General features: G+C 69.4%; 18 protein-coding genes. 4 read left to right on the top strand and 14 right to left on the bottom strand.

Annotated features, from left to right (window positions below; all coding sequences use genetic code 11):
* Nucleotides 1-53 precede the first annotated feature (53 nt).
* Nucleotides 54-1,886 carry a multidrug efflux ABC transporter SmrA gene (gene smrA / locus ACPEH8_RS00950; protein ID WP_136004287.1) on the bottom strand — a complete coding sequence of 611 codons (1,833 nt, stop codon included), beginning with the start codon at nucleotides 1,884-1,886 and terminating at the stop codon, nucleotides 54-56.
* Between the two features lie 88 nt (nucleotides 1,887-1,974).
* Entirely contained in the window at nucleotides 1,975-3,552 is a 1,578-nt protein-coding gene (locus ACPEH8_RS00945) for a serine hydrolase (RefSeq protein ID WP_153164434.1), read from the bottom strand.
* Nucleotides 3,553-3,683: 131 nt separating this feature from the next.
* Between ACPEH8_RS00945 and ACPEH8_RS00940 the strand changes: the two genes are divergently transcribed.
* Together ACPEH8_RS00940 and ACPEH8_RS00935 are read left to right on the top strand one after the other, a co-directional pair.
* Entirely contained in the window at nucleotides 3,684-4,124 is a 441-nt protein-coding gene (locus ACPEH8_RS00940; protein ID WP_136004291.1) for a VOC family protein, read from the top strand.
* Nucleotides 4,121-4,939 (top strand): DUF72 domain-containing protein, encoded by an 819-nt coding sequence (locus ACPEH8_RS00935; RefSeq protein WP_423665827.1) that lies wholly within the window; start codon nucleotides 4,121-4,123, stop codon nucleotides 4,937-4,939. Before ACPEH8_RS00940 ends, ACPEH8_RS00935 begins: the two co-directional genes overlap by 4 nt.
* Here the strand turns inward: ACPEH8_RS00935 and ACPEH8_RS00930 are convergent.
* On the bottom strand, nucleotides 4,912-5,571 hold the full coding sequence (locus ACPEH8_RS00930; RefSeq protein ID WP_229296445.1) for a Pr6Pr family membrane protein: 660 nt from the start codon (nucleotides 5,569-5,571) through the stop codon (nucleotides 4,912-4,914). The two genes, ACPEH8_RS00935 and ACPEH8_RS00930, sit on opposite strands and share 28 nt — an antisense overlap.
* 94 nt (nucleotides 5,572-5,665) lie before the next feature.
* Here ACPEH8_RS00930 and ACPEH8_RS00925 point away from each other — a divergent pair, with 94 nt between their 5' ends.
* Nucleotides 5,666-6,613 (top strand): DMT family transporter, encoded by a 948-nt coding sequence (locus ACPEH8_RS00925; RefSeq protein WP_136004419.1) that lies wholly within the window; start codon nucleotides 5,666-5,668, stop codon nucleotides 6,611-6,613.
* 12 nt (nucleotides 6,614-6,625) lie between these two features.
* Here the strand turns inward: ACPEH8_RS00925 and ACPEH8_RS00920 are convergent, their stop codons facing one another.
* The 7 genes from ACPEH8_RS00920 to ACPEH8_RS00890 all read right to left on the bottom strand — a co-directional run bounded on the left by ACPEH8_RS00920 (nucleotide 6,626) and on the right by ACPEH8_RS00890 (nucleotide 17,196).
* Nucleotides 6,626-7,786, bottom strand: coding sequence for an AAA family ATPase (locus ACPEH8_RS00920; RefSeq protein ID WP_136004297.1), 1,161 nt, complete (start codon nucleotides 7,784-7,786; stop codon nucleotides 6,626-6,628).
* A gap of 75 nt (nucleotides 7,787-7,861) precedes the next feature.
* Entirely contained in the window at nucleotides 7,862-8,923 is a 1,062-nt protein-coding gene (locus ACPEH8_RS00915; protein WP_423665825.1) for a DUF1176 domain-containing protein, read from the bottom strand.
* An 8-nt stretch (nucleotides 8,924-8,931) separates the two neighbouring features.
* Nucleotides 8,932-10,002, bottom strand: a complete 1,071-nt coding sequence (locus ACPEH8_RS00910; protein WP_136004300.1) for a GGDEF domain-containing protein — start codon at nucleotides 10,000-10,002, stop codon at nucleotides 8,932-8,934.
* A gap of 66 nt (nucleotides 10,003-10,068) precedes the next feature.
* The gene (locus ACPEH8_RS00905; RefSeq protein WP_017354731.1) at nucleotides 10,069-10,791 is read right to left on the bottom strand and encodes a pseudouridine synthase; all 723 of its coding nucleotides are present in this window, start codon (nucleotides 10,789-10,791) and stop codon (nucleotides 10,069-10,071) included.
* A gap of 54 nt (nucleotides 10,792-10,845) precedes the next feature.
* Nucleotides 10,846-12,522 carry a sensor domain-containing diguanylate cyclase gene (locus ACPEH8_RS00900; RefSeq protein WP_423665823.1) on the bottom strand — a complete coding sequence of 559 codons (1,677 nt, stop codon included), beginning with the start codon at nucleotides 12,520-12,522 and terminating at the stop codon, nucleotides 10,846-10,848.
* Between the two features lie 129 nt (nucleotides 12,523-12,651).
* Nucleotides 12,652-14,994: a putative bifunctional diguanylate cyclase/phosphodiesterase gene (locus ACPEH8_RS00895; protein ID WP_423665821.1), complete on the bottom strand. Its 2,343-nt coding sequence runs from the start codon at nucleotides 14,992-14,994 to the stop codon at nucleotides 12,652-12,654.
* Between the two features lie 252 nt (nucleotides 14,995-15,246).
* A complete protein-coding gene (locus tag ACPEH8_RS00890; RefSeq protein WP_153164439.1) occupies nucleotides 15,247-17,196 on the bottom strand; it encodes a DEAD/DEAH box helicase in 1,950 nt (649 codons plus the stop codon).
* 268 nt (nucleotides 17,197-17,464) lie between these two features.
* Here ACPEH8_RS00890 and ACPEH8_RS00885 point away from each other — a divergent pair, with 268 nt between their 5' ends.
* Nucleotides 17,465-17,695, top strand: a complete 231-nt coding sequence (locus tag ACPEH8_RS00885) for an RNA-binding S4 domain-containing protein (RefSeq protein ID WP_136004306.1) — start codon at nucleotides 17,465-17,467, stop codon at nucleotides 17,693-17,695.
* A 30-nt stretch (nucleotides 17,696-17,725) separates the two neighbouring features.
* Here ACPEH8_RS00885 and ubiM read toward each other — a convergent pair whose 3' ends face one another.
* The 4 genes from ubiM to ACPEH8_RS00865 all read right to left on the bottom strand — a co-directional run bounded on the left by ubiM (nucleotide 17,726) and on the right by ACPEH8_RS00865 (nucleotide 21,193).
* Nucleotides 17,726-18,919, bottom strand: a complete 1,194-nt coding sequence (ubiM, locus tag ACPEH8_RS00880; protein ID WP_153164440.1) for a 5-demethoxyubiquinol-8 5-hydroxylase UbiM — start codon at nucleotides 18,917-18,919, stop codon at nucleotides 17,726-17,728.
* Nucleotides 18,920-19,020: 101 nt separating this feature from the next.
* On the bottom strand, nucleotides 19,021-19,410 hold the full coding sequence (locus ACPEH8_RS00875) for an MAPEG family protein (RefSeq protein ID WP_136004310.1): 390 nt from the start codon (nucleotides 19,408-19,410) through the stop codon (nucleotides 19,021-19,023).
* A 30-nt stretch (nucleotides 19,411-19,440) separates the two neighbouring features.
* Complete coding sequence (locus ACPEH8_RS00870; RefSeq protein ID WP_153164441.1) at nucleotides 19,441-19,971, bottom strand: DUF4019 domain-containing protein; 531 nt, start codon at nucleotides 19,969-19,971, stop codon at nucleotides 19,441-19,443.
* Nucleotides 19,972-20,032: 61 nt separating this feature from the next.
* Nucleotides 20,033-21,193 carry a hypothetical protein gene (locus ACPEH8_RS00865; protein ID WP_136004423.1) on the bottom strand — a complete coding sequence of 387 codons (1,161 nt, stop codon included), beginning with the start codon at nucleotides 21,191-21,193 and terminating at the stop codon, nucleotides 20,033-20,035.
* Between the last annotated feature and the right edge of the window lie 164 nt (nucleotides 21,194-21,357).

Genomic DNA, 21,357 nt, shown 5'->3' with positions numbered 1-21,357 from the left:
GGAACCAGGGCAGCCAGCACTGGCTTCATGCCTCTTCTTCACCAGGATCAGGATCACGCGTCCGCCGCGACGAACCCACCGGTCTGGCGGGCCCACAGCCGTGCGTACAGGCCACCGGCGGCGACCAGTTCGGCGTGCGTGCCGGTCTCCACGATCCGGCCCTGGTCCATCACCACCAGTCGGTCCATGCGCGCGATGGTGGACAGCCGGTGGGCGATCGCGATCACCGTCTTGCCCGCCATCAGCTCGTCCAGGTTGTCCTGGATGGCCGCCTCCACTTCCGAATCCAGCGCGGAGGTCGCCTCGTCCAGCACCAGGATCGGCGCGTCCTTGAGCAGCACCCGCGCGATCGCGATGCGCTGGCGCTGGCCGCCGGACAGTTTGACCCCGCGCTCGCCCACGTGGGCGTCGTAGCCGGTGCGGCCCTCGCCGTCGCGCAGCGTCTCGATGAAGCTGGCGGCGCGCGCCTTGGACACCGCCGCACGCAGCTGCGCCTCGGTCGCGTCCGGTCGTCCGTACAGCAGGTTGTCGCGGATCGAACGGTGCAGCAGCGACGTGTCCTGGGTCACCACGCCGATCTGCCGGCGCAGGCTCTCCTGGGTCACCCCGGCGATGTCCTGGCCATCGATCCGGATGTGTCCGCTTTCCAGGTCGTACAGCCGCAGCAGCACATTGACCAGCGTCGACTTGCCCGCGCCGGACGGGCCTACCAGACCGATCCTCTCGCCCGGTGCCACCACCAGGTCGAGACCGGCGATCACGCCGCCGGTCTTGCCGTAATGGAAATGGATGTCGTCGAAATGCACCCCGCCTTCGCGTACCTCCAGCGGCACCGCGTCGGGACGATCCTGCACGGTCAGCGGCTGGGCGATGGTGGTGATGCCATCCTGCACCGTCCCGATATCCTCGAAGATGCCGTTGATGGTCCACATGATCCAGCCGGACATGTTGTGGATGCGGATCACCAGCCCTGTCGCCAGCGTGATCGCGCCCACGGTGATGTGCCCGCCGTTCCAGAGCCACAACGCCAGCCCACAGGTCCCGGCGATAAGGAAGCCGTTGACGATGGCGATGGTCAGGTCCATCGACGTGGTGATCCGGGTCTGGCGACGGTGCTTGACCGCCAGCTCATCGATCGCCTCGGCCACGTATGCCTGCTCGCGGCCGCCGTGGGCGAACAGCTTGAGCGTGGGGATGTTGGTGTAGCCGTCGACGATACGGCCCATCGCCTTGGAACGCGCTTCAGAGGCGATCCACGCGCGCTCCTTCGCGCGCGGCACGAAGTACCACATGATCGCCACATAGGCGGCCAGCCACAGTACCAGCGGAATCATCAGCCGCCAGTCGGCCTGCGCGAACAGATACAGCGCGGTACCGGTGTAGACCACGATGTACCAGAGCGAGTCGACCATCTGCACCGCCGATTCGCGCAGCGACGTGCCGGTCTGCATCACCCGGTTGGCCATGCTGCCGGCGAAATCGTTCTGGAAGAAACTCAGGCTCTGCCGCACCACGTAGTTGTGCATCAGCCAGCGCGAGCGGTTGCTCAGCCCCGGCACGATCGCCTGGTTGACCAGCAGGTTGTGCAGGCCGACCAGGATCGGGCGGGCGATCAGGGTGATGCCGGCCATCCACAGCAGCGTGTCGGCGTGCGCGGCAAAGAAGCCGGGATCGGGCTGCTCGCCCACCATGTCCACGATGCGGCCGAGGAAGTCGAACATGGCCACTTCCACCAGCGCCAGCAGCAGCCCGGCGATCAGCGTGGCCAGCAGTACCGGCCATACCGGCCGCAGGTAGTGGACGTAGAACGGCAGCACCTTGCGCGGTGGCATGCGGCCATCGATCGGCGGGAACACCGGAATCAGCGACTCGAACCAGCGGAACATTCCATTTCCCACAAAAAGAAGCAGGCCGCGATTATCCCACCGCGGCCTGCGTTTTGTTTTCACCCGCGCCACACGCGGGACGCGCGGTTCAGCCCTTCGCGTCGTTGGCGATCGGCGTCAGCAGCAGGTCCTGGAAATCGAAACTGAAATCGGTCAGCGACGACACCGCCTGCATGCGCGCCTCGCGGACCTTGCCGTCCGGGTCCAGGCTGAAAGTGATGAATGCATCGGCATTCAGTGAACGGTCGTCCCAGCGCACCAGGAAGGTGTCGTGCTGCCACGGCTCCATCGTGCCAACCAGCTGCGCGGTCCTGCCGAAGCGCAGGCGCAGCGTACCGGCCTTCTGCTCCACGAACACATCGCCGTACCACGGATCGCGGTAGCCACCGGCGTAGCCGGCCAGCGGCAGTGACGGGCGGGACTTCGCATCGCGCGCGGCCTGGTGCCGGGCCCACCCCTCGTCGGCCTTGTCCTGCGCCTTGGCCACCGCGGCCGCGTACGCGCCGACCCAGTCGGTCGTCGGTGCCGCGAGGTAGGCGTCCAGCACATCCATCGTGATCGCGTTGAAGGCCGCACCGACTTCCTGGTTGGTCAGCACGACGATGCCCAGGTTCTGTTCGGGCACCAGGGTCACGCGCGAGACCATGCCCGGCCAGCCGCCGGTGTGCCACACCAGTTTCTGGCCCCGATAGTCGCTCAGGCTCCAGCCTTCGCCGTATCCGGCGAAGTTCGGGCGTGCCGCGGCCAGCTCCGGCACGCTCGGCTCGGGCACCACCTGCGGGGTGATCATCTGCCACATCGCGTTCTGGGTCTTGGCGCTGAACAGCGCGGTGCCGTTCTCCAGCGCGCCGTGGGCCAACTGCACATTCATCCAGCGCGCCATGTCGTGCACGCTGGAGTAGATGCCGCCGGCACCGGCGTTGTTGGACCAGGTCAGCGGCGCAACCGTGCGCAGCGCGGTGAAGTCGTATTTGGCGTGTCCCACGGCCGCGTTGTCGCCCGGCTGCAGGTGGTCGGCGTTGTAGCGCGTGCCGGTCATGCCGACCGGCGTGAAAATGTGCTGCTGCAGGAAGTCCGCGTAGGACTGCCCGGACACCTGCTCGATCACCTGCTGGGCCACAGCGTAGAGAATGTTGTCGTACGCGTAGCGGTCGCGGAATCCGGCCTTCAGCGGCACCTTGGCCAGGCGCTGCACCACCTCCTGGTTGGTGTAGGTAGTGGTCGGCCAGAACAGCAGGTCGCCGGCGCCGAGGCTCAGCCCGCTGCGGTGCGAGAGCAGGTCGCGGATGCGCATCTCGCCGGTCACGTACGGATCGGACATGCGGAAACCGGGCAGGTGGTCGATCACCCGGTCGTCCATTTTCAGTCTGCCCTGCTCGGCGAGCAGGTTCAGCGAGGTAGCGGTGAAGGCCTTGGTGTTGGATGCGATCGCGAACAGCGTGTCGGCCTGCACCGGCGCGGGCTTGCCCAGCTCGCGCACACCGTAACCACGTTCGAGGACGACCTTGCCGTCCTTCACCACCGCCACCGCGATGCCGGGTACATCGAATTCACTGCGGACGCGCTCGACCGTGGCGTCCAGCCGCTGCAGTTCGGCCGGCACGGCCGCCGATGCCAGGGGTGCGCACGCCAGCAGCACGACGCCTCCGATCCAGGATGTGTTCAATCAGTGTCTCCAGTTGCATGTCGCGGGGGCGTTGAGATCCACAGGATGCCCGTCGCCGGTTTCGCACGATGGTAACGCGGCCCCCTTCACGCTCGCCTGTGCCAGAAGGCGGCCCGCCCCGGAGAGCCTGCATGACCGCGCCAGCCAACACCGTCTCCACCATCATTCCGTGCCTGCGCTACCGCGACGCCCGGGCGGCGATCGCCTGGCTGCAGCGCGCGTTCGGCTTCGAACCGCAGGCGGTGTATGCCGATGGCGACACCGTCCACCACGCGCAGCTGGTCTACGGCCACGGCATGATCATGCTGGGCTCGGTGGACAACGGCAGCGCATGGGGACGCCACAGCGTGCAGCCGGACGAGGTCGGCGGCCGCCAGACCCAGAGCGCCTGCGTGATCGTGGCCGACCCCGATGCGCACCATGCGCGCGCGGTTGCCGCCGGGGCCGAGGTGGTGATCGCGATCGCCGACCAGGACTACGGTGGTCGTGGCTACGCCTGCCGCGATCCCGAAGGCTACCTGTGGTGGTTCGGCAGTTACGATCCCTGGCAGGCCCACGCAGGCGGCGCATGAGCGCACCGCCCGGTCGTATCCGTACCGGCATCGGCGGCTGGGTGTTTCCGGCCTGGCGCGGCGGCATGTTCTATCCGCCCGGGCTGCCCCAGCGCGATGAACTGGCGCATGCCAGCTGCGCACTCGGATGCATCGAAATCAACAGCACCTTCTACCGCGCACAGAAGCCGGCGGTGTACGCCCAGTGGCGTGAGCAGACCCCGGCCGGCTTCCGGTTTTCGGCCAAGGCACCGCGCACCATTACCCAGACCCACGACCTGGGCACGGTCGGCGCGCGCGTGGATGCCTTCGTCGAGGGCATCGCCGCGTTGGGCGACCGGCTGGGCCCGCTGGTCTGGCAGTTCGGCGACAGCCATCCGGCCGACGCGGAGGCGTTCGACGCGTTCCTGCAGCGCCTTCCGCGCGAGGCCGGCGGCGTTCGCCTGCAGCATGCGCTGGAGGTGCGCAATCCGGCGGCGTGGACGCCGGCCCTGATCGCAACCGCACGTGCGCACGGCACCGCCCTGGTGTACAGCGGCTCGGCCGACTATCCCAGCTTCGCCGACCCCACCGCCGACTTCATCTATGCACGGCTGATGCATGCGCGCGGCAACCTGCGCGCCGGCTACCCCGAACGTGCGCTGGAACAGTGGTGCCTGCGCGCGATGCGCTGGGCGCGCGGCGAGGACAACCCCGACCTGCCGCATGTGGTTGCCGATGCACCGCCGGCTGTCTCCCGCGACGTGTATGTGGTGTTCATCGGCGCGGCCAAACAGCGCAATCCCGGCGCGGCGATGGCGCTGCGCGATCAGCTGCGGCGGGTCGGCGCCCCCTGAGCGCGGTGTGCCAGGCGGGCATCCAACCGCCACAGCAGCGCCCCCACGGCAATGAACGCCGCTGCCACCACCGCCGCGTTGCGCGCGACCGTGGCCCCACCCAGCAGGCCCAGGTCCAGGAACGGATAGGGATAGTGGCCACTCCAGCGGCCGACCAGCAGGGCCCAGCCCAGGTACACCGCCGGGAACACCAGGGCGCCGCCCAGCTGGCGCCAGCGCAGGCCGACATGCGGCCCGGCCAGCCAGCCCAGCAGGTACAGCACCGGCACGGCGGTATGCAGGCCGATGTCGGCCCACCACTGCCAGCCCTGCGGTTGCCAGAGCGGGCGCAGCACCAGCGCGTACACCAGCCCGGTGATGCCGATGTACAGCGCCACCGCGGCGCTGGGGGCAGGCGCGGCCAGGCCGCTCCGGCTGCCACGCAGCCGCGCCAGGCACACCGCCGCCACCCCGATGTTGCTGAGGATGGTGAAGTAGCCCAGCAGCCGCAGGGTGGCCTGGCCACTCCCGGCCTCGGCACCAACGGTCTGCAGCAGCAGGCCGTACTGCAGGGCCAGCGCTGCGACGGCGACCAGACCGGTGAGCGCGGCCCAGGCGCGCGCGGCCCCGGTCGGGGCCGGAACGGGGAGCAAGGCGTGGGGCGTCTCCATTGGCGCAGGATGCCATGCGGCGACGGGGTGCTGCAGCAGGATCGCGATGACCGCGCGCTTCCCGCACAATATGCGGATGCCGATGACCGACACCCGCAAAGCGCTGCTGCAAATCCACTTCTGCGTGCTGTTGTGGGGCGTCACCGCCATCCTCGGCAAGCTGATCACCCTGCCCGCCCTGCCGCTGGTGTGGTGGCGCATGCTGCTGGTGGTGGCCATGCTCGCGCTGCTCCCGCGTGTCTGGCGCGGCCTGCGCCAGCTCTCGCCGGCCCTGTTTGCCGGCTACTGCGGCGTCGGCGCGCTGGTCGCGCTGCATTGGTTGACCTTCTACGGCGCGGTGAAACTGGCCAATGCCTCGGTCGCGGCGACCTGCATCGCGCTCGCCCCGGTGTTCACTGCCGTGATCGAGCCCTGGGTGGCCAGACGTCCCTTCCAGCTGCGCGAACTGGCGTTCGGTATTGCCGTACTGCCCGGCGTGGCGCTGGTGGTCGGCGGCGTGCCCCACGGCATGCGCCTGGGCGTGCTGATCGGTGCATTGTCGGCCTTGCTGGTGGCGGTGTTCGGGTCCCTCAACAAGCGTCTGGTCAGCCATGCCGATCCGCTGACGGTCACCGCCCTGGAGCTGGGCGCCGGCACGCTGACGCTGACGCTGCTGGCGCCGCTGCTGCCGTTCCTGCTGCCGGCGCTGGCCAGCCCGTTGTGGGTGGTCCCCAACCTGCACGACGGTCTGCTGCTGCTGGCCCTGGCCGGCCTGTGCACGCTGCTGCCGTTCGCGCTGGCGCTGGTGGCGCTGCGCCATCTCAGCGCCTATACCGTGCAGTTGGTGACCAATCTGGAGCCGGTCTACGCGATCCTGCTGGCGATGGTGCTGCTCAGCGAACAGCGCGAACTCACACCGCTGTTCTACGCTGGCGTGGCGATCATCGTCGGCGCCGTGTTCCTGCATCCGCTGCTGAACCGCCGCAAGCCGGTCCAGCATCCGGAGCTCCTGGGCACGGCCGAAGCCCGCAACATCGCCGACTGATCGCCGCGGCGATTACCGCGCCGGCCAGTACCAGGCCGGTGCATCCAGCAGCCCCTGGCCCAGCACGCGCGTCTGGCTCATTTCCTTGTGCAGCCGGATCGCATGGCAGGCGGGCGCTTCCTGCAACGCGGCAATCAGACGGCTCGCGTGCGATACCACCCAGACCTGGCTGCGCACGCTGGCGGCGATGATCAGGCGTGCCAGCGCGGGGAGCAGATCCGGGTGCAGGCTGGTTTCCGGTTCGTTGAGCACCAGCAGCGGTGGCGGGCGCGGTGTGTACAGCGCGGCGATCAGCAGCAGGTAGCGCAGCGTGCCGTCGGACAGTTCAGTGGCGGCCAACGGGCGCAGCAGGCCGGGTTGCTGGAACGTCAGCGACAGGCGTCCGTCGTACGCGTCGATCCGCACCTGTGCGCCCGGGAAGGCATCGTCCACCGCGCCGGTCAGCCCGGCGACATCGCCGACCTCCACGATGGTCTGCCAGGCGGCAGCGAGATCATGGCCATCATTGGCCAGCACCGGGGTACGGATCGCCAGGCACGGCAGCCGCGCCGGCGCAGCCATGTCGGTGCGGAAATGGTCATGGAAGCGCCAGCACCGGATGTAGTCGCGCAACTGCATCACCTCGGGCATGCGCTGCGGATCGGCCAGTTGGGTGAACAGACTGTCGAACGCCGACAGCGGTTCCTCCAGCAGGTCCCAGCCACGCCCGGCGCGGCGACGCACCCGCGCGCCACGCCGTTCGACCAGGGCGTTGGCGCTGCGCAGGAACGGGCCAGCCCAGATGCACTCGGTCTTGATCCGGGGTTCCCGGTCGAACATCGACAGGCCCGGGACCGGCAGACCGAGATCGATCGCATACCCGAACGCCTCGGCCGAAAAACCCAGCTTCAGCGACACCGGATGGCGGCGCGCGGTGCCCTGCACCGGCACCTCCCCGGTACGCATGCGCCGGTCGATCTCTTCCGGACCGGCCCACAGCGCCGAGCCAAGCCCCCCTTCCCGGGCCAGCGCGGCCGCCACCCCGCCCTGCGCGGTTTCGGCCAGCAGGCGCAGCGCACGGTACAGGCTGGACTTGCCGCTGCCGTTGTCGCCGGTCACCAGCGTCAGGCGCTGCATCGGCACCACCAGCGCATGCAGCGAGCGGTAGTGCGAGATGGCGAGGGTCTGCAGCATGGCGCGTCCTGACAGGAGGGAGAGCGCGCAGTGTGGAAGGGCCCGGTCGCAGCGCCTGCGACCGGGCCGATGCCGTCAGGGGGCGTTGGCGGTGCGCCACAGCGCCGGCCATTCGGCCGCATCGTCGCCGCGGCAGGCCCCCATGTGCTCGTAGGCGAGCAGTGCAAAGGTGGTACCGGTCCAGCCCCAACGCGCGCCGCTGCCGCAATCGCCCATGCCGCGACCACGGCCGGAATGGGTAAGCACGCCGTCCTCGAACGCCGCCGATGTGACCATGTCCAGTCGCGCGCGCACACCCGGCAGCGTGAACGGCAGGGTCGGCGTCACACGGGTGGCGCGCGACGGATCGGCTACCGGCACCTGGAACACCAGGCTGGAGCTCTGGTAGGCGCCACGCAGGCACTCGATCAGCACCAGCGCGCGGGTATCGTCCAACGCGGCCGCTTCATCGAAGGCGTCGTCACCGCCGTGCTGGCTGCAGTCTTCACGCTGTATCAGGGCCGCCTGGCCGCGCCGCACCTGGGCGATCAGGCGGGCCTGGGTGGCCGCGTCGAGGACGGCCCGGGGCGGCGGCGCCAGCGCCACCTGCGGCAACGGCGCCGCGGCCGGCACCGTGCTGGCCGCCGCGGCACCTCGTCGCAGCAGCGCGGTGGTGCCGCCGAGGCGACCCTGGGTCTCATCGACCAGCAGCAGCGCGGCGCTCAGCCCGCCCAGCGGTATCGCGTCGCGCTCGCCGGCACCGAAGCGCAGCGACTGCCCATTGCGCACTGCATCGACGAAGGCCTGTGCGTCGGCAAGGCCGCGCGTACGGCGCACCACCCACTCCGCGCCGTCCTGCGTGCGCGCCCAGCCCGGTGCGGTCAGCGCCACGGCCTTGCCGTCGAGCCGCAGCGGCGCATTGCCACCGCGCGTGGGCAGCACCACGGTCACGTCAATGGCGCCCTGCGGGCCGGCATCCCGCTGCACGGTGATGCGCCCATCCAACGCTTCGGCAGCGCCGGAGACAACGCAGCGCGCGACGTTGTCGCAGGCCACCACCCAGTCCTGGAACTGGCGGTACACCGGCGTGGCGGCATGCGCGGGCAGCGCCGTGGCCAGGGCAACGGCCAGCAGCGAAACCACGGAAACAACGTTCATGAACATCCTTATTCGGCAGGCACGACGCGATTGCGGCCTTCGCGCTTGGCACGGTACAGCGCGGCATCGGCACGCGCCAGCGTCTGTTCCGCCGTGTCGCCCTCTCGATGGGCGGCCACGCCGATGCTGACCGTCAGCGGTATGCCCAGCGGCAGATCGGCCGCCGCCACGCGCAGGAACTCGCACTGCATTTCGGCCACGCTCAATGGCGTATCGGGCATCACCACCACGAACTCCTCACCGCCGTGGCGCGCGGCCATGCCACCGCCGGCGAAGGTGGCGCGCAGCAGGCGCCCCAGTTCGGCCAGTACGTGGTCGCCGCTGGCATGGCCGTACAGGTCGTTGACGTTCTTGAAGTGATCGATATCCAGCAGCGCCACCGACACCGCGCGCGGTGCTCCGTTGGCATCGTGCAGCGCCGCATCGAGGAACGCGCCCATCGCGCGCCGGTTGGGCAGGCCGGTCAACGCATCGGTGCGGCTCTGCTCGGCAAGGTCGGCGTTCTGCCGTTCCAGCAGCGCGTTGTACTCGGACAGACGTTGCTCATACCACGCCCGTTCGCTCATGTGCTGCTGGATTTCGTGTGCATAGCGGCGCAGTTCCATCACCAGCGATACCTGCCGCGACAACGCCGACAGTGCCTGTAGACGTTCGGGCGACAACTGCCCGGGCGCGGCATCGAACACGCACAGCGTGCCCAACGGCAGGCCTTCGAAGCTGAGCAGCGGTGCTCCGGCATAGAAGCGGATGTGCGGGTCGTCGACCACTATCGGGTTGTCGAAGAAGCGCGGGTCTTCGCGGGCGTCCTCCACCACCATCACCTGGTCCGGCTGCAGGATGGCGTGGCCGCAGAAGGAGATCTCGCGGGTGGTCTGCGGCACATCCAGCGCCCGCCGCGCCTTGAACCACTGGCGGTCGCGGTCCACCAGCGTGACCGCGCCCATGCGCGTGCCGCAGAGCGCGGTGGCGATGGTGACCAGGTCATCGAAGGAACGTTCGGCCGGGGTATCCAGCACTTGATAGCGCAACAGCGCCTGCAGGCGCTGTTCTTCATTGTCCGGTCTGGACGGTTTGATCATGTGTCGGCTCCCGGCGAGTCGGTCGCAGTCTAGCCAATCAACGCCGGTGCCGGCGTCAGCGGACCCTCACCAATCCAACTGCTTGGGCAACAGCCCGCGCAGTTCGGCGTCGGTGAGGTTGCGCCACTGGCCCGGCTTGAGCGCGCCGATCTTGACGTTGTCGATGCGCACACGGCGCAGCTGGGTGACGCGGTAGCCGAACGCGGCGGCCATCAGGCGGATCTGCCGGTTCAGGCCCTGCTGCAGCACGATGCGGAAGCCGAACTTCGCGATGCGGCTGGCACGGCACGGCAGCGTGGTCTGGTCGTGGATGCGCACGCCGCGCGCCATGCCACGCAGGAACTCGTCGGTGACCGGTTTGTTGACCGCCACCAGATACTCCTTCTGGTGGTTGTTCTCGGCGCGCAGGATCTGGTTGACGATGTCGCCGTTGCTGGTCATCAGGATCAGGCCTTCGGAATCCTTGTCCAGGCGGCCGATCGGGAAGATGCGCTGTTCGTGGCCGACGAAGTCCACGATGTTGCCCTTGACCGCGCTTTCGGTGGTGCAGGTGATGCCCACCGGCTTGTTCAGGACGATATAGACGTGGCGACGGCCGCCGGGCTTCTTCGCCTCGCGGGTGCGAAGCGGCTGGCCGTCGACCAGCACCTGGTCGCCCTCCCCGACCACCGCGCCGGTGCCGGCGGGGATGCCGTTGACGGTGACGCGGCGCTCGCCGAGCAGGCGGTCGGCTTCGCGCCGGGAACAGAAGCCGGTGTCGGCGATGTACTTGTTGAGTCGGATGGTCATCCGCCCATTATCCGGCAAAGCCGGTCCCGGCTGCGGGTTTGCCTGCAATCGGGCTCACGCCGCCTGCGGATCGGGTTGTCCGGCCAGCGCCTCGGCGTCGAACACCTGGTTGCGCCCGGCGCGCTTTGCGCAGTACATGGCGTGGTCGGCACGGCGCAGCAGGCCGGCCAGGTCGTCGCTGTCGGCACGCAGCACCGCCAGACCGATGCTGGCCGACACGTTCAGGCCGGGGATGCCGAGCCCCGGGGTGACCGCGGCCACCTTCAGCCGAAGGTCTTCGAGCCGCGCCGCGGCGGCGGCACGGCCGGCACCCGGCAGCAGGACCAGGAACTCCTCGCCCCCCATCCGGATCACGTCGGCGTGGTTGCGCACCGAGGTCCGCAGCGCGCGCGCCACGGCCACCAGCACCTGGTCGCCCACTTCATGCCCGTGCTGGTCGTTGATGTCTTTGAACAGGTCGGTGTCCAGGAAGCCGATCGCCAGCGCCTGGGGCTGCACGCGCGCCTGCTCCAGGTACTGTGACAGCAGGCGCAGCCCGGCCCGGCGGTTGGGCAGGCCGGTCAGCATGTCGGTGTCGGCCAGCTGGCGCATCTCGTCGCGCTGCTGCCGCAGCCGGCCCAGGCGCAGGTTGAGCGCGAAGGCCGCCATCATCAGGAACCAGGTCGTGGCCACCTGCAGCGCTTCGATCCGGTAGGCGATGAGCCAGCGCGCACCGACCGCTTCGGCCACGATCAGGATCCACCACGGCAGCAGCGCGCCCAGGCCGGCCAGCGCCTGCGCATCGCCGCGCCACAGTGCCCAGACGCCCACGCCCAGGCACAGCACGCAGCCAAGCAGGTACACCGTCTCCAGCGCGGCTGCCAGCGTTTCCAGCGCGGGCATGCCCAGCCAGGGCACGCTGCAGCCCACTGCGACCAGTCCCCACAGCACCGCGTGCTGCCAGGCGCGCGACCGCGGCCAGCGCCGGTCGCCGCCATTGAGGCGCCACAGAATCGGCAGCAGCAGCGCTTCGGAGAAGGCGGTCAACCCCACCAGCCACCAGGAGGCGCGGTCATGCACCGGCAGCCACGGCTCGGGGTAGCCGCTCAGCCCGCCGAGCACGGCCTGCCACAGCACGAACACCAGGCAGACCACGACGTAAAGGAGGAACAGGCGATCGCGCGTGGTGGCAAACCCCATCAGCGCCGACAGTGCCAGGGCGATCGCCACGGCAATGCACGCCGCACGCACCAGCAGGCGCGCGGTGTCGTTCTGCTGCACCGGGCTGGGCGCACCCAGCTGCAGGGTCGGCACCCAGCGCGCCTTCAGCGGCCGGGCCCAGGACACCACGATCGGCTCGCGGTCGCCGGCCTTGGGCACCACCACCATGCCGACGCCGGCACGGAAGCGCGAATCGCGGGTGCGGGCGTCATGCATGCTGCCGCAGACCTGGCGTTGGCCGTGGCTGATGCGCACCTCGCCCGACAGCACACCGAAGACGTCCACCGCCTGCGGCTCACCGGACCAGCCCTGCGCGGGTGCGGCAATCGACAGCACGTCCTGGTGGCGCGCCAGCACCCCCGGTGCACACGCCCGCTGCGGGGTCGGCTCGGACGTGGCCTGACCCAGCAGCAGATAGTCCACGCCGGCCCGCGGCGCATCGGCCCGGGTGGGCCAGGCGCACAGCATCAGCACCACCAGCAGCAACGCCGCTACCGCCTGTTCCCCGCACCAGCCGTGCCTGCCTGTCACAACAACGTCCTGCCCGTGCTTCACGCCAACGCACACACCGTGCATCGCCCCTGGCGCGGATTATCGCAAGAACCGCCGCCACGGCGGTGATGACCCGGTCCGCACACCCGGGCACCGCCGCAGCGGGCGTCACGCCGGGCCGTGCGCGCCGTCGGACGCCGCCCCCGGGTGGATTGCCCACAGCCCCTGCTGGGTCATCCGCTCCAGTGGAATCGGCCGTTCGATCGCGTAGCCCTGCAGGCCCTGCACGCCCAGGTCGGCCAGTTGACGGGCCACATCGGCCGATTCCACCCATTCGGCCACCACCGTCATGTGCAGCTCGCGCCCCACTTCGGTGATGGCGCGCACGGCCGCGCGGTTGATCGGGTCGGACTCCATGTCACGCACGAACATGCCGTCGATCTTGAGCATGTCCGCCGGCAACTGCCGCAGGTAGCCGAACGAGGACAGCCCGGAACCGAAATCGTCCAGCGCCATCCGGCAGCCGCGCGCCTTGACCGCGTCGATGAAGCTCCGCGCCTGCGCCAGATTGCTGACCGCGGCGGTCTCGGTGATCTCGAAGCACAGCTTGGTGGCCAGGCCGCGATTGCGCTCCAGCAGATCGGTCACGAACGCCAGAAAACTCGGCTCGGCGATGGATTGCGCGGACACGTTGACGTTGCACAGGCCGAGCAGCTTCACATGTGCCGGGCAGACCTGCAGGTGGCGGAACAGCAGCCCCAGCACGTGCCGGTCCAGCGCCATCGCCATGCCGTAGCGCTCGACCGCACTCATGAATTCGCCCGGGCCCTGCAGGGCGCCTTCGGGGCTGCGCATGCGCACCAGCACCTCGTAATGCAGGAAGCCCGGATCGCCAACCCGCTCGATGCGCTGGGCGTACAGCAGCATGCGGTTCTCGGAAATCGCGCTGGCCACGCTGGACAACCGCTCGGCTTCCAGCCGGCGCTCGTCCAGCGCCATGCGGCTTTCATTGAAGCAGTGCACGCGGTTGCGCCCGGCTTCTTTGGCCGCGTAGCAGGCGCTGTCGGCCGCGCTCATGAGCCAGTTGACGTCCTGCGCTTCGGCGGTGATCTCGACCACGCCGATGCTGCAGCTCACCTTCGGCGCCCCCTCGCCGTGCTGGAAACTGACCTGTCCCAGGGTGCGGATCACCCGCTGCAGCACGCGCTTGGCTTCTTCCTGGCTGGCATTGGCCAGAAACACCGCGAACTCGTCGCCGCCCAGCCGCCCGACCCAGTCGCCTTCGCGGACCGCGCCCACCAGGTGGTCGGCGAACGTGCGCAGCAGCTGGTCGCCGGCGGCATGACCGAGGCCATCGTTGACCAGCTTGAAGTAATCCAGGTCCAGGTAGCACAGCGCGTGCATGCCGCCGCGATCGCGGACGTCGAGCAGCGCCAGTTCGATCAGGCGCTCGATCTCGCGCCGGTTCACCAGACCGGTCAACGGGTCGTGGCTGGCGTGGTGCTCCACCTCGCGCGCCAGCGCATGGTTCTGCGACACGTCTTCGACAATCGCGAAGGCGGCCGGCTCCCGCCCGCGGGTATGCACCACCGTGCCGCTCCAGCGCCCCCACAGCAGGCCACCATCGGCGCGCCGGAAGCGCAGTTCGGCCGGCCGCAGCTGGCGCATCCAGTCAATTGCGCCGGTGCCGTCAACCACCAGTTCGCCCTCCACCAGCAGCTCCTGCAGCGACAGGTGCAGCAGGGCATCGCGGCGGTACTCGAGGATGTCGGCCATTGCCTGGTTGGCTTCGACCACGCGCCCGCCCATGTCCAGCTTGAGCATGCCGACGGTGGCCTGGTAGAACGCGGCGCGGAAGCGGCTTTCCTGCTCGATCAGATCGTTGCGCACCCGGCGCGCCAGCATCACCGCGACCACGGTGATCATCAGCACCGACAGCCCGCCCACCACCAGGGTCGTCATGCGAACGATGCCCGACGTACGCAGCAGCGACGCCGAGAAAGCCTGGGCCTTGGTGCGCAGACTGACATCGAGCCCCTGCAGCCGCGCCTGCAGGGCGTCGTGCAGCGCCGGCGTCATGCCCCCACTGCCGTGCAGCGCCTGCGCCTGGTCGGCCAGCGCCTGCAGGTGCAACAGGTCGGCATCGGTCGTGCGCCACTGGCGGACCGCATCGCGGAAGTAGCCCAGGCGCCCGAGATAGCGGAACGAGACAATCAGCCGATTGACGTCACCGGGCGCATTGTCGCCGGCCAGGAAGCCCCGGCGCGCCCGCGCCAGGTCGGCGTCCGGCGCTTCCAGCGCGTGCCGCGCCTGCAGGTCGCCCAGAGGCACCGCCAGCGCCGCGCGCGCGTCGGCCAGATCGTCCGGATCGGCGGTGGCCAGGTAACGCGACAGTGCCAGGGTCGCGTGCTGCTGCGCCCGCGACCAGTGGCTCTGGCCGACGATCCACGCCGTCGAAGCGGCCTGCAGCTCCTGGATCAGGGCCGAAATGCCGACCAGACCGATCGCCATGCCGGTCAGCAACGCGAAACGCAGGATGAGGCCCCGCGTTGGATACGGTACTTCCCTGACGCCCCCGCCCCTGCCACTTCCAAGCATCGTCGATTCCCCTGGACGCTTTCGTTGTGTGGGGACCGATTCCGTTGCGCGGCCCATTGCCGAGGCTAGGACCAAGCATGTTGAGACGGCGCGAAACCCGGCGTGACTCCCCGGAAACGACAACGCCAGCCCGGAGGCTGGCGTTGCAGGGATCGCCCGGGGCGATCAGAAGCTGCGCGGGCCGCGCGGCTTGAAGCCGTCCCGGCGCGGCGGACGGTCGTTGCCGCCCGGACCACCCGGACCACGGTGGCCGCCCGGGCCACCCGGCTTGCCGCCGCGGCCGAACTTCGGCTTGAACGGGGGACGCGGCGACGGGGTCAGGTCTTCACCCGGCTCCACCTTGCGCATCTGAAGCTGCTGGCCGGACACCCACACCTTCTTCAGGTGGGTGAGCAGGTCGCTCGGCATCTCGGCGGGCAGGTCCAGCACCGAGAAGTCGTCGTGGATGTCGATGCGGCCGATGAAGCGGCTTTCCAGGCCGGCTTCGTTGGCGATCGCGCCGACGATGTTGCCCGGCTTGACGCCGTGCACATGGCCCACTTCGATTCGGAAGGTCTCCATGCCCTGCTCCGGCGCACCGCGCGGGGCGATCTCACGGCGCGGGGCGCGCTCGAAGCCACCCTCGTTGCCGCCGAAGTCGCCTTCGGCACGCGGCGGACGCGGACCGCGGTCGTCTTCACGGCGCGGACCACGCTCGAAACGCGGCTCGAAGCGCGCCGGGCGATCGCCACGATCATTGCGGTCGTTGCGTTCGCGAGGCGCCCGTTCTTCACGCGCACCCCGCACCGGCGGGGTCAGCAGGAACGGCGAATCGCCCTGCAGCAGCTTGGCCAGCGCAGCGGCGATCTCGATCGCCGGCACATTGTTCTCGGCCTCGTAGCGCTGCAGCAGCTCGCGGTAGAAGTCGACGCCGCCGCCTTCCAGCGCCTCGCTGATGCGGCTCATGAACTTGGCCACGCGGGTATCGTTGACCGCGTCCACGCTCGGCAGCTGCATTTCCTCGATCGGCTGGCGCGTGGCGCGCTCGATCGCCCGCAGCATGCCCTTCTCGCGCGGGGTGGCGAACAGGATCGCGTCGCCGGTGCGGCCGGCACGGCCGGTACGGCCGATGCGGTGCACGTAGCTTTCGGTGTCGTAAGGAATGTCGTAGTTCAGCACGTGGCTGATGCGTTCCACGTCCAGGCCGCGCGCGGCCACGTCGGTGGCGACCAGAATGTCCAGCTTGCCTTCCTTGAGCTGGCCGATGGTGCGCTCACGCTGGGCCTGCTGCATGTCACCGTTGATGGCGGCAGCCGCCAGGCCGCGGGCCTGCAGCTTCTCGGCAAGTTCTTCGGTGGCCGCCTTGGTGCGCGAGAAGATGATCATCGCGTCGAACGGTTCCACTTCCAGGATGCGGGTCAGCGCATCCAGCTTGTGCATGCCGCTCACCCACCAGTAGCGCTGGCGGATGTTGGCCGAGGTCGTGGTCTTGGCCGCGATGGTGACTTCGGCGGGGTTCTTCAGGTAGGTCTGCGCGATGCGACGGATCTGCGGCGGCATGGTGGCCGAGAACAGGGCGACCTGGCGGGTCTCCGGCAGCTTCTTGAGCACGGCTTCGACGTCGTCGATGAAGCCCATGCGCAGCATTTCATCGGCTTCGTCCAGGACAAGCGTCTTCAGCTCGGACAGGTCCAGAGTGCCGCGATCGAGGTGATCGATCACGCGGCCCGGGGTACCCACCACCACGTGCACGCCACGGCGCAGGGCCGACAGCTGCTGGCCGTAGGGCTGGCCGCCGTAGACCGGCAGCACGCGGAAGCCCGGCATCGCCGAGGAATAGGTCTGGAAGGCCTCGGCAACCTGGATGGCCAGTTCGCGGGTCGGCGCCAGCACCAGCACCTGCGGCTTGGCCTGGTTGAAGTCGAGGTTGGACAGGACCGGCAGCGCGAAGGCGGCGGTCTTGCCGGTACCGGTCTGGGCCTGACCCAGCACGTCGCGACCTTCCAGCATGGCCGGAATGGTGGCGGCCTGGATCGGCGACGGCGTTTCATAGCCGACGGTGGCCACGGCCTTCATCACAGCATCGGACAGGCCGAGGTCTGCGAACAGCAGCGGCGCGGGGGATTCTTGGGACATGGGAAACTCCGAAGGCACTGCCATTTTTCGGGCAATGCGATAAAAAAAGGGGATGGTCCGCGCTTTGGGCGCCCTTTCTTATCGCGTGCCCTGGCGCTGCTCGGTCGGAGGAGAATTCACTCGCTCAGGGCGCGATGATACCGCATCGTTCCTGAACCACGCGTACAGATTTCCGCCTGAATCCCGCTCAGGCCCCGCGCTGGCGCACAATACGCGCCCTCCCCCGGCCCGGGCCACCGTCCGCGCCCCTTTCCAGGATACCCGCTTCATGCAGACCCTCGAATTCGAACTGGACCGCGACTACGTCGAGCTCAAGCAGCTGCTCAAGCTGGCCGACCTGGTCACCAGCGGCGGGGAGGCCAAAACCGTCATCGGCGACGGCCAGGTCCTCGTCGATGGGGAAGTTGAACTGCGCAAGGCCTGCAAGATCCGCGCAGGCCAACAGGTCCGGTTCGGCGACACCACCATCCACATCATCGCCGACAGCGACGCCCCCTGAGCCACCGCCGCCCCGCGGCTGCCGCCCCGCTCAGGAGGCGCGCGTCAGCTGGGCGGCGATCAGCTGCCGGAAGGGGGCCACGCCCTGGGCCAGGCGCAGGCCGGCACTGCGCAGCGCGCGGGCCGGCAGGCGGTCGTCGGTGTACAGCGTGGCGATGGCATTGGTGGCCTCGTACAGCGGCCGCGACGCCAGCCGATGGCCCCGCTCATAACCGGCCAGGCCCGCCGGCGCGGCGATGTCGCCGCCCCGCTGGGCGGCGGGAGCGATCACCGCGGCCAGCCGGTCCTGGCTGAGCAGGCCGAGGTTGAAGCCGTGCGCGGTGACCGGGTGCATGCCCACCGCCGCATCGCCGATCAGCGCGCAGCGCGGGCCCACGAAGGATTGTGCGTAGACCCCCACCAGCGGATAGGCGATCGGCCGCGCGCACGGCTGCATGCGGCCGAGCCGGTGCTCGAAGAAGCCACTGACGGTACGCCCGAGGGCGTCGTCGTCCTGCGCCATCAGCGCCGCGATCTGCCGCGGTGGCAGGGTGATCACCGCCGAGGCCAGGTCGCCGTTCAGCGGCAGCAACGCCATCGTGCGGCCATAGCCGAACCATTCCCAGGCCGTGTGATGGTGCGGTTGTTCGATACGCATCCGGCACACCAGCATCGACTTGCCGAAATCACGCATGCGCGCACCGATCCCGAGCAGGCGGCGGGTACTGGAGAAGCGGCTGTCGGCGGCGACCACCAGCCGCGCCTGCAGGCGGCGGCCATCGGCCAGGGTGACAGAGGTGTGCCGGGGGCCGGTGTCGATGGCGGCCACGCTGGTCTGGTCGAGCACCTCGACCCCGGGCTGGTCCTGCACCGCCTGCCATGCGGCGCGCCGGATCAGATGATTGGGCACCAGCCAGCCCAGGTCGCGCCCGTGCCCGTCGCGTGCCGCCGCGAAGGTCAGCGCGAACGGCGAACCGCCGTTGAGCACCTGCGCATCGCGCAGCGGTGAAATCTCGGCCGGGTCCAGCCGCGCCCATAGACCCAGCCGCTCCAGGATCGCGCGGGACGCATGGGTCAGCGCGATCTCGCGGCCATCGAACGCCGCCTCGGCCAGTGCCGCACGCGGCTGCTGCTCGATCAGCGTCACCGTCAGGCCGGTCCCGGCCAGCGAGCGGGCCAGGCACAGCCCGACCGGCCCTGCCCCCACCACCACGACATCCACCGGGCGCGCGTGTTGCTCCACCATGATCCGATCCTGCGGTTGCCAGTCCACGTGGAGCTTAGCGCCGCCGGCAGTGCGCCGGCCTTGATCTGGATCAGCCGCGTGCGGAACGGTTCACCCCCGCGTTACAGCAGCGACCACATCAGCAGCAGGATGCCCACCAGCGAGGCCAGCCACACCAGGCTGCGCACGTACGGCACGCCGGCCGCATACAGCGGCAGGTAGACCACCCGCGCCCAGAAGTACAGCTGCGCGGCCAGTGCGGTCAGCCCGTCCTGGCGCTGGGTGAGCGTTACCGCCAGCACGGCCGCCGCGAAGAACGGAAAGGTCTCCATGAAATTGGACTGGGCGCGCTGCAGCCGGCCCGTCAACGGGCGTACCGGGGCGCTCTGCCCGTCGCGCGCGGATGCATTCCACGCCAGCCCGCGCTCGCGGGTCACTGCCGTGGACGCTGCGAACAGGTGCACGATGCCCAGCAGCATCGACCACACCAGCATCTGGATCTCGATCGTCATGGCGTACTCCGGAAGGTGTCAGGCAGAACGTCAGGGGGTGGCGGCACGCACGCTGTAACCGGCGAGCCGCCAGACGCGGTCTTCATCCAGTCGGAAGGACACCAGTTCGCGTACCGGCTGGGCGCTGTTGGCAAAGCGGGTCGGGAAGCTGACGTTGATGTACAGCCCTTCCGGCACGGTCGCGCCAGCCGCGTACTTGACCCGGGTCACGGTGGGCTGGCCGCGCGATGCGAGCGTGCCGAGCCGCTTGCGGTCAGCCGCCAGCTGGGCCACGAAGGCCGGTTCGGTGACGGTCTTCTTCGCCACGGCGGACGCACCACGCCACGCCTCGGCCGCCCGGTTGGCATCGACCAGCTGCGCCACCTTCAACGCCGCCGCGCTCATCTCCGCATCCTGCTCGCGCACCTGGGCCTGCTGCGCGGGCGTCAGCACCGGGCGCGGCGCGGCGGCGGCATCCGGTGCCGGGCGGGCCGGCGCCGGGGCGGGCGTGGCCGGGGCAGGCGTCTGCGCCATCGCGGCGACGGGGAACAGGATCGACAACAGCAGCAGCGGAACACGCATCAGGGCACCGTCGGCAGAAGGAAACTGCCGGCCAGCATACGTCAAGGACGTGAGTAGCCCGTCAGTTGCGCTGCGCCGCCTCGGGCGGCGGCCGGTGTCCTTCGCTCGCGGTCTGCGCCGGTGCGGCCGGCACCGCGTCTGCCGACGCCGCGGTGGGCGTGGACGGTGGCAGCAGGCTGGTCACGTCGATTTCCGACAATGGGCTTTCGTCCGGGCAGGTCGCGTCGGGGAAACCGAATCGCTGTTTGAGCATCTGCCCGCAGGTGTTGATCGCCTCCATCTCGGCGCCCTCGCGCTTGCATTCCTGATCAAAGGCGATCAGGAACGCATCCTTGCGGCGCACGAAATCATCGCCGCACTTGCGCATCTGCTTGATCCGCTCCAGGTCGTCCTGCACCGCATTGGTGCCGTCCAGGCCGAACTGCCGCAACTCGCCGGCATCGAGCAGGCGCAGGCTGCGGTTGGGCACGGTCATCATCAGGTCGGCCACGCCCACCGCCACGCCATTGCGCTGCAGGTAGTCCTTCACGTTGTCATAGACTTCGTGCAGCTCGCGGTTGAGCTCGGCGCGCGAGGTCGCCTTGGAGCTGATCCGCATCATGCGGTGGATGCCGACCTTGCCCGAGACGAGCCGGTTGTCACCGGCCGCCAGCACGAACACGCACGCACTGTGGCAGACCGATCCTTCGCGCACCCAGATGGTCCAGTTGGATTCGCCGATGCTGTCGCCGGCCACGATGGCCGCCTCCACCTGGCCGCCACTGGAATCCAGATCCAGGATGCGCCGCGAAATGTGCTGTGCATCGGCCACGATCGCCACCCGGCCGACCAGCTCGGCAAACCCGGGATTGATCTTGCCGACGTAGCGCACGCGCAGCAGGCCACGCTCGGCGCACGGTGCCAGCGCCGCCTCCACGCTGGCGCGGTCGAGCGCCTCCAGCGGCTGCCCGTCGCCCCCTTCGGCGGCGTAATCGGTATCGCAGCTCACGAACGCCTTGCCGTTGTCCAGCGCCGCGTCCGGCCACGCCTGCTGCCCACGCCGCGGCGGCGGCGGCGGCGGTGGCGGGGCGTCGGCGGCGTTGATGGACACCATGTGGTCGCCATCGGCCGCCTGCGCACGCACCGCCTTGTCGGCCGCAGTGACATTGCCCGGATTCTCCAGCTGGCTGCAACCGGCCAATCCCAGGCACAACAACGGCAACCACCACGACTTGGGCAACATGGACAACCTGGACTCCACGACAAGGGGCGCACCTGCGGCGCGCAGGCAGACAGTCTAGTGCGCCACGGCAGCGCCGCGACAACCTGCACTGAACCGTCCGGGGCCGCGACCGCATTGCCGTCCGAAAACGGCGAGCCGGGTCCATCCCGGGGGCATAGACTGAC

The sequence above is a fragment of the Stenotrophomonas sp. NPDC077461 genome, from assembly GCF_049545475.1.
Classification (GTDB): Bacteria; Pseudomonadota; Gammaproteobacteria; order Xanthomonadales; family Xanthomonadaceae; genus Stenotrophomonas; species Stenotrophomonas nematodicola.
This window is presented reverse-complemented; position numbering and strand designations above follow the sequence as displayed.

Excerpts from the sequence above, each read along its gene's own strand:
- ACPEH8_RS00925 (WP_136004419.1), top strand. The coding sequence starts at position 5,666 with ATGCCGATGACCGACACCCGCAAAGCGCTGCTGCAAATCCACTTCTGC.
- ACPEH8_RS00870 (WP_153164441.1), bottom strand. The coding sequence starts at position 19,971 with ATGCGTGTTCCGCTGCTGCTGTTGTCGATCCTGTTCCCCGTCGCCGCG.
- ubiM (WP_153164440.1), bottom strand. The coding sequence starts at position 18,919 with ATGGTGGAGCAACACGCGCGCCCGGTGGATGTCGTGGTGGTGGGGGCA.
- ACPEH8_RS00895 (WP_423665821.1), bottom strand. The coding sequence starts at position 14,994 with ATGGCGATCGGTCTGGTCGGCATTTCGGCCCTGATCCAGGAGCTGCAG.
- ACPEH8_RS00865 (WP_136004423.1), bottom strand. The coding sequence starts at position 21,193 with ATGTTGCCCAAGTCGTGGTGGTTGCCGTTGTTGTGCCTGGGATTGGCC.
- ACPEH8_RS00920 (WP_136004297.1), bottom strand. The coding sequence starts at position 7,786 with ATGCTGCAGACCCTCGCCATCTCGCACTACCGCTCGCTGCATGCGCTG.
- ACPEH8_RS00905 (WP_017354731.1), bottom strand. The coding sequence starts at position 10,791 with ATGACCATCCGACTCAACAAGTACATCGCCGACACCGGCTTCTGTTCC.
- ACPEH8_RS00940 (WP_136004291.1), top strand. The coding sequence starts at position 3,684 with ATGACCGCGCCAGCCAACACCGTCTCCACCATCATTCCGTGCCTGCGC.
- ACPEH8_RS00890 (WP_153164439.1), bottom strand. The coding sequence starts at position 17,196 with ATGTCCCAAGAATCCCCCGCGCCGCTGCTGTTCGCAGACCTCGGCCTG.
- ACPEH8_RS00915 (WP_423665825.1), bottom strand. The coding sequence starts at position 8,923 with ATGAACGTTGTTTCCGTGGTTTCGCTGCTGGCCGTTGCCCTGGCCACG.
- ACPEH8_RS00910 (WP_136004300.1), bottom strand. The coding sequence starts at position 10,002 with ATGATCAAACCGTCCAGACCGGACAATGAAGAACAGCGCCTGCAGGCG.
- ACPEH8_RS00885 (WP_136004306.1), top strand. The coding sequence starts at position 17,465 with ATGCAGACCCTCGAATTCGAACTGGACCGCGACTACGTCGAGCTCAAG.
- ACPEH8_RS00935 (WP_423665827.1), top strand. The coding sequence starts at position 4,121 with ATGAGCGCACCGCCCGGTCGTATCCGTACCGGCATCGGCGGCTGGGTG.
- ACPEH8_RS00875 (WP_136004310.1), bottom strand. The coding sequence starts at position 19,410 with ATGACGATCGAGATCCAGATGCTGGTGTGGTCGATGCTGCTGGGCATC.
- smrA (WP_136004287.1), bottom strand. The coding sequence starts at position 1,886 with ATGTTCCGCTGGTTCGAGTCGCTGATTCCGGTGTTCCCGCCGATCGAT.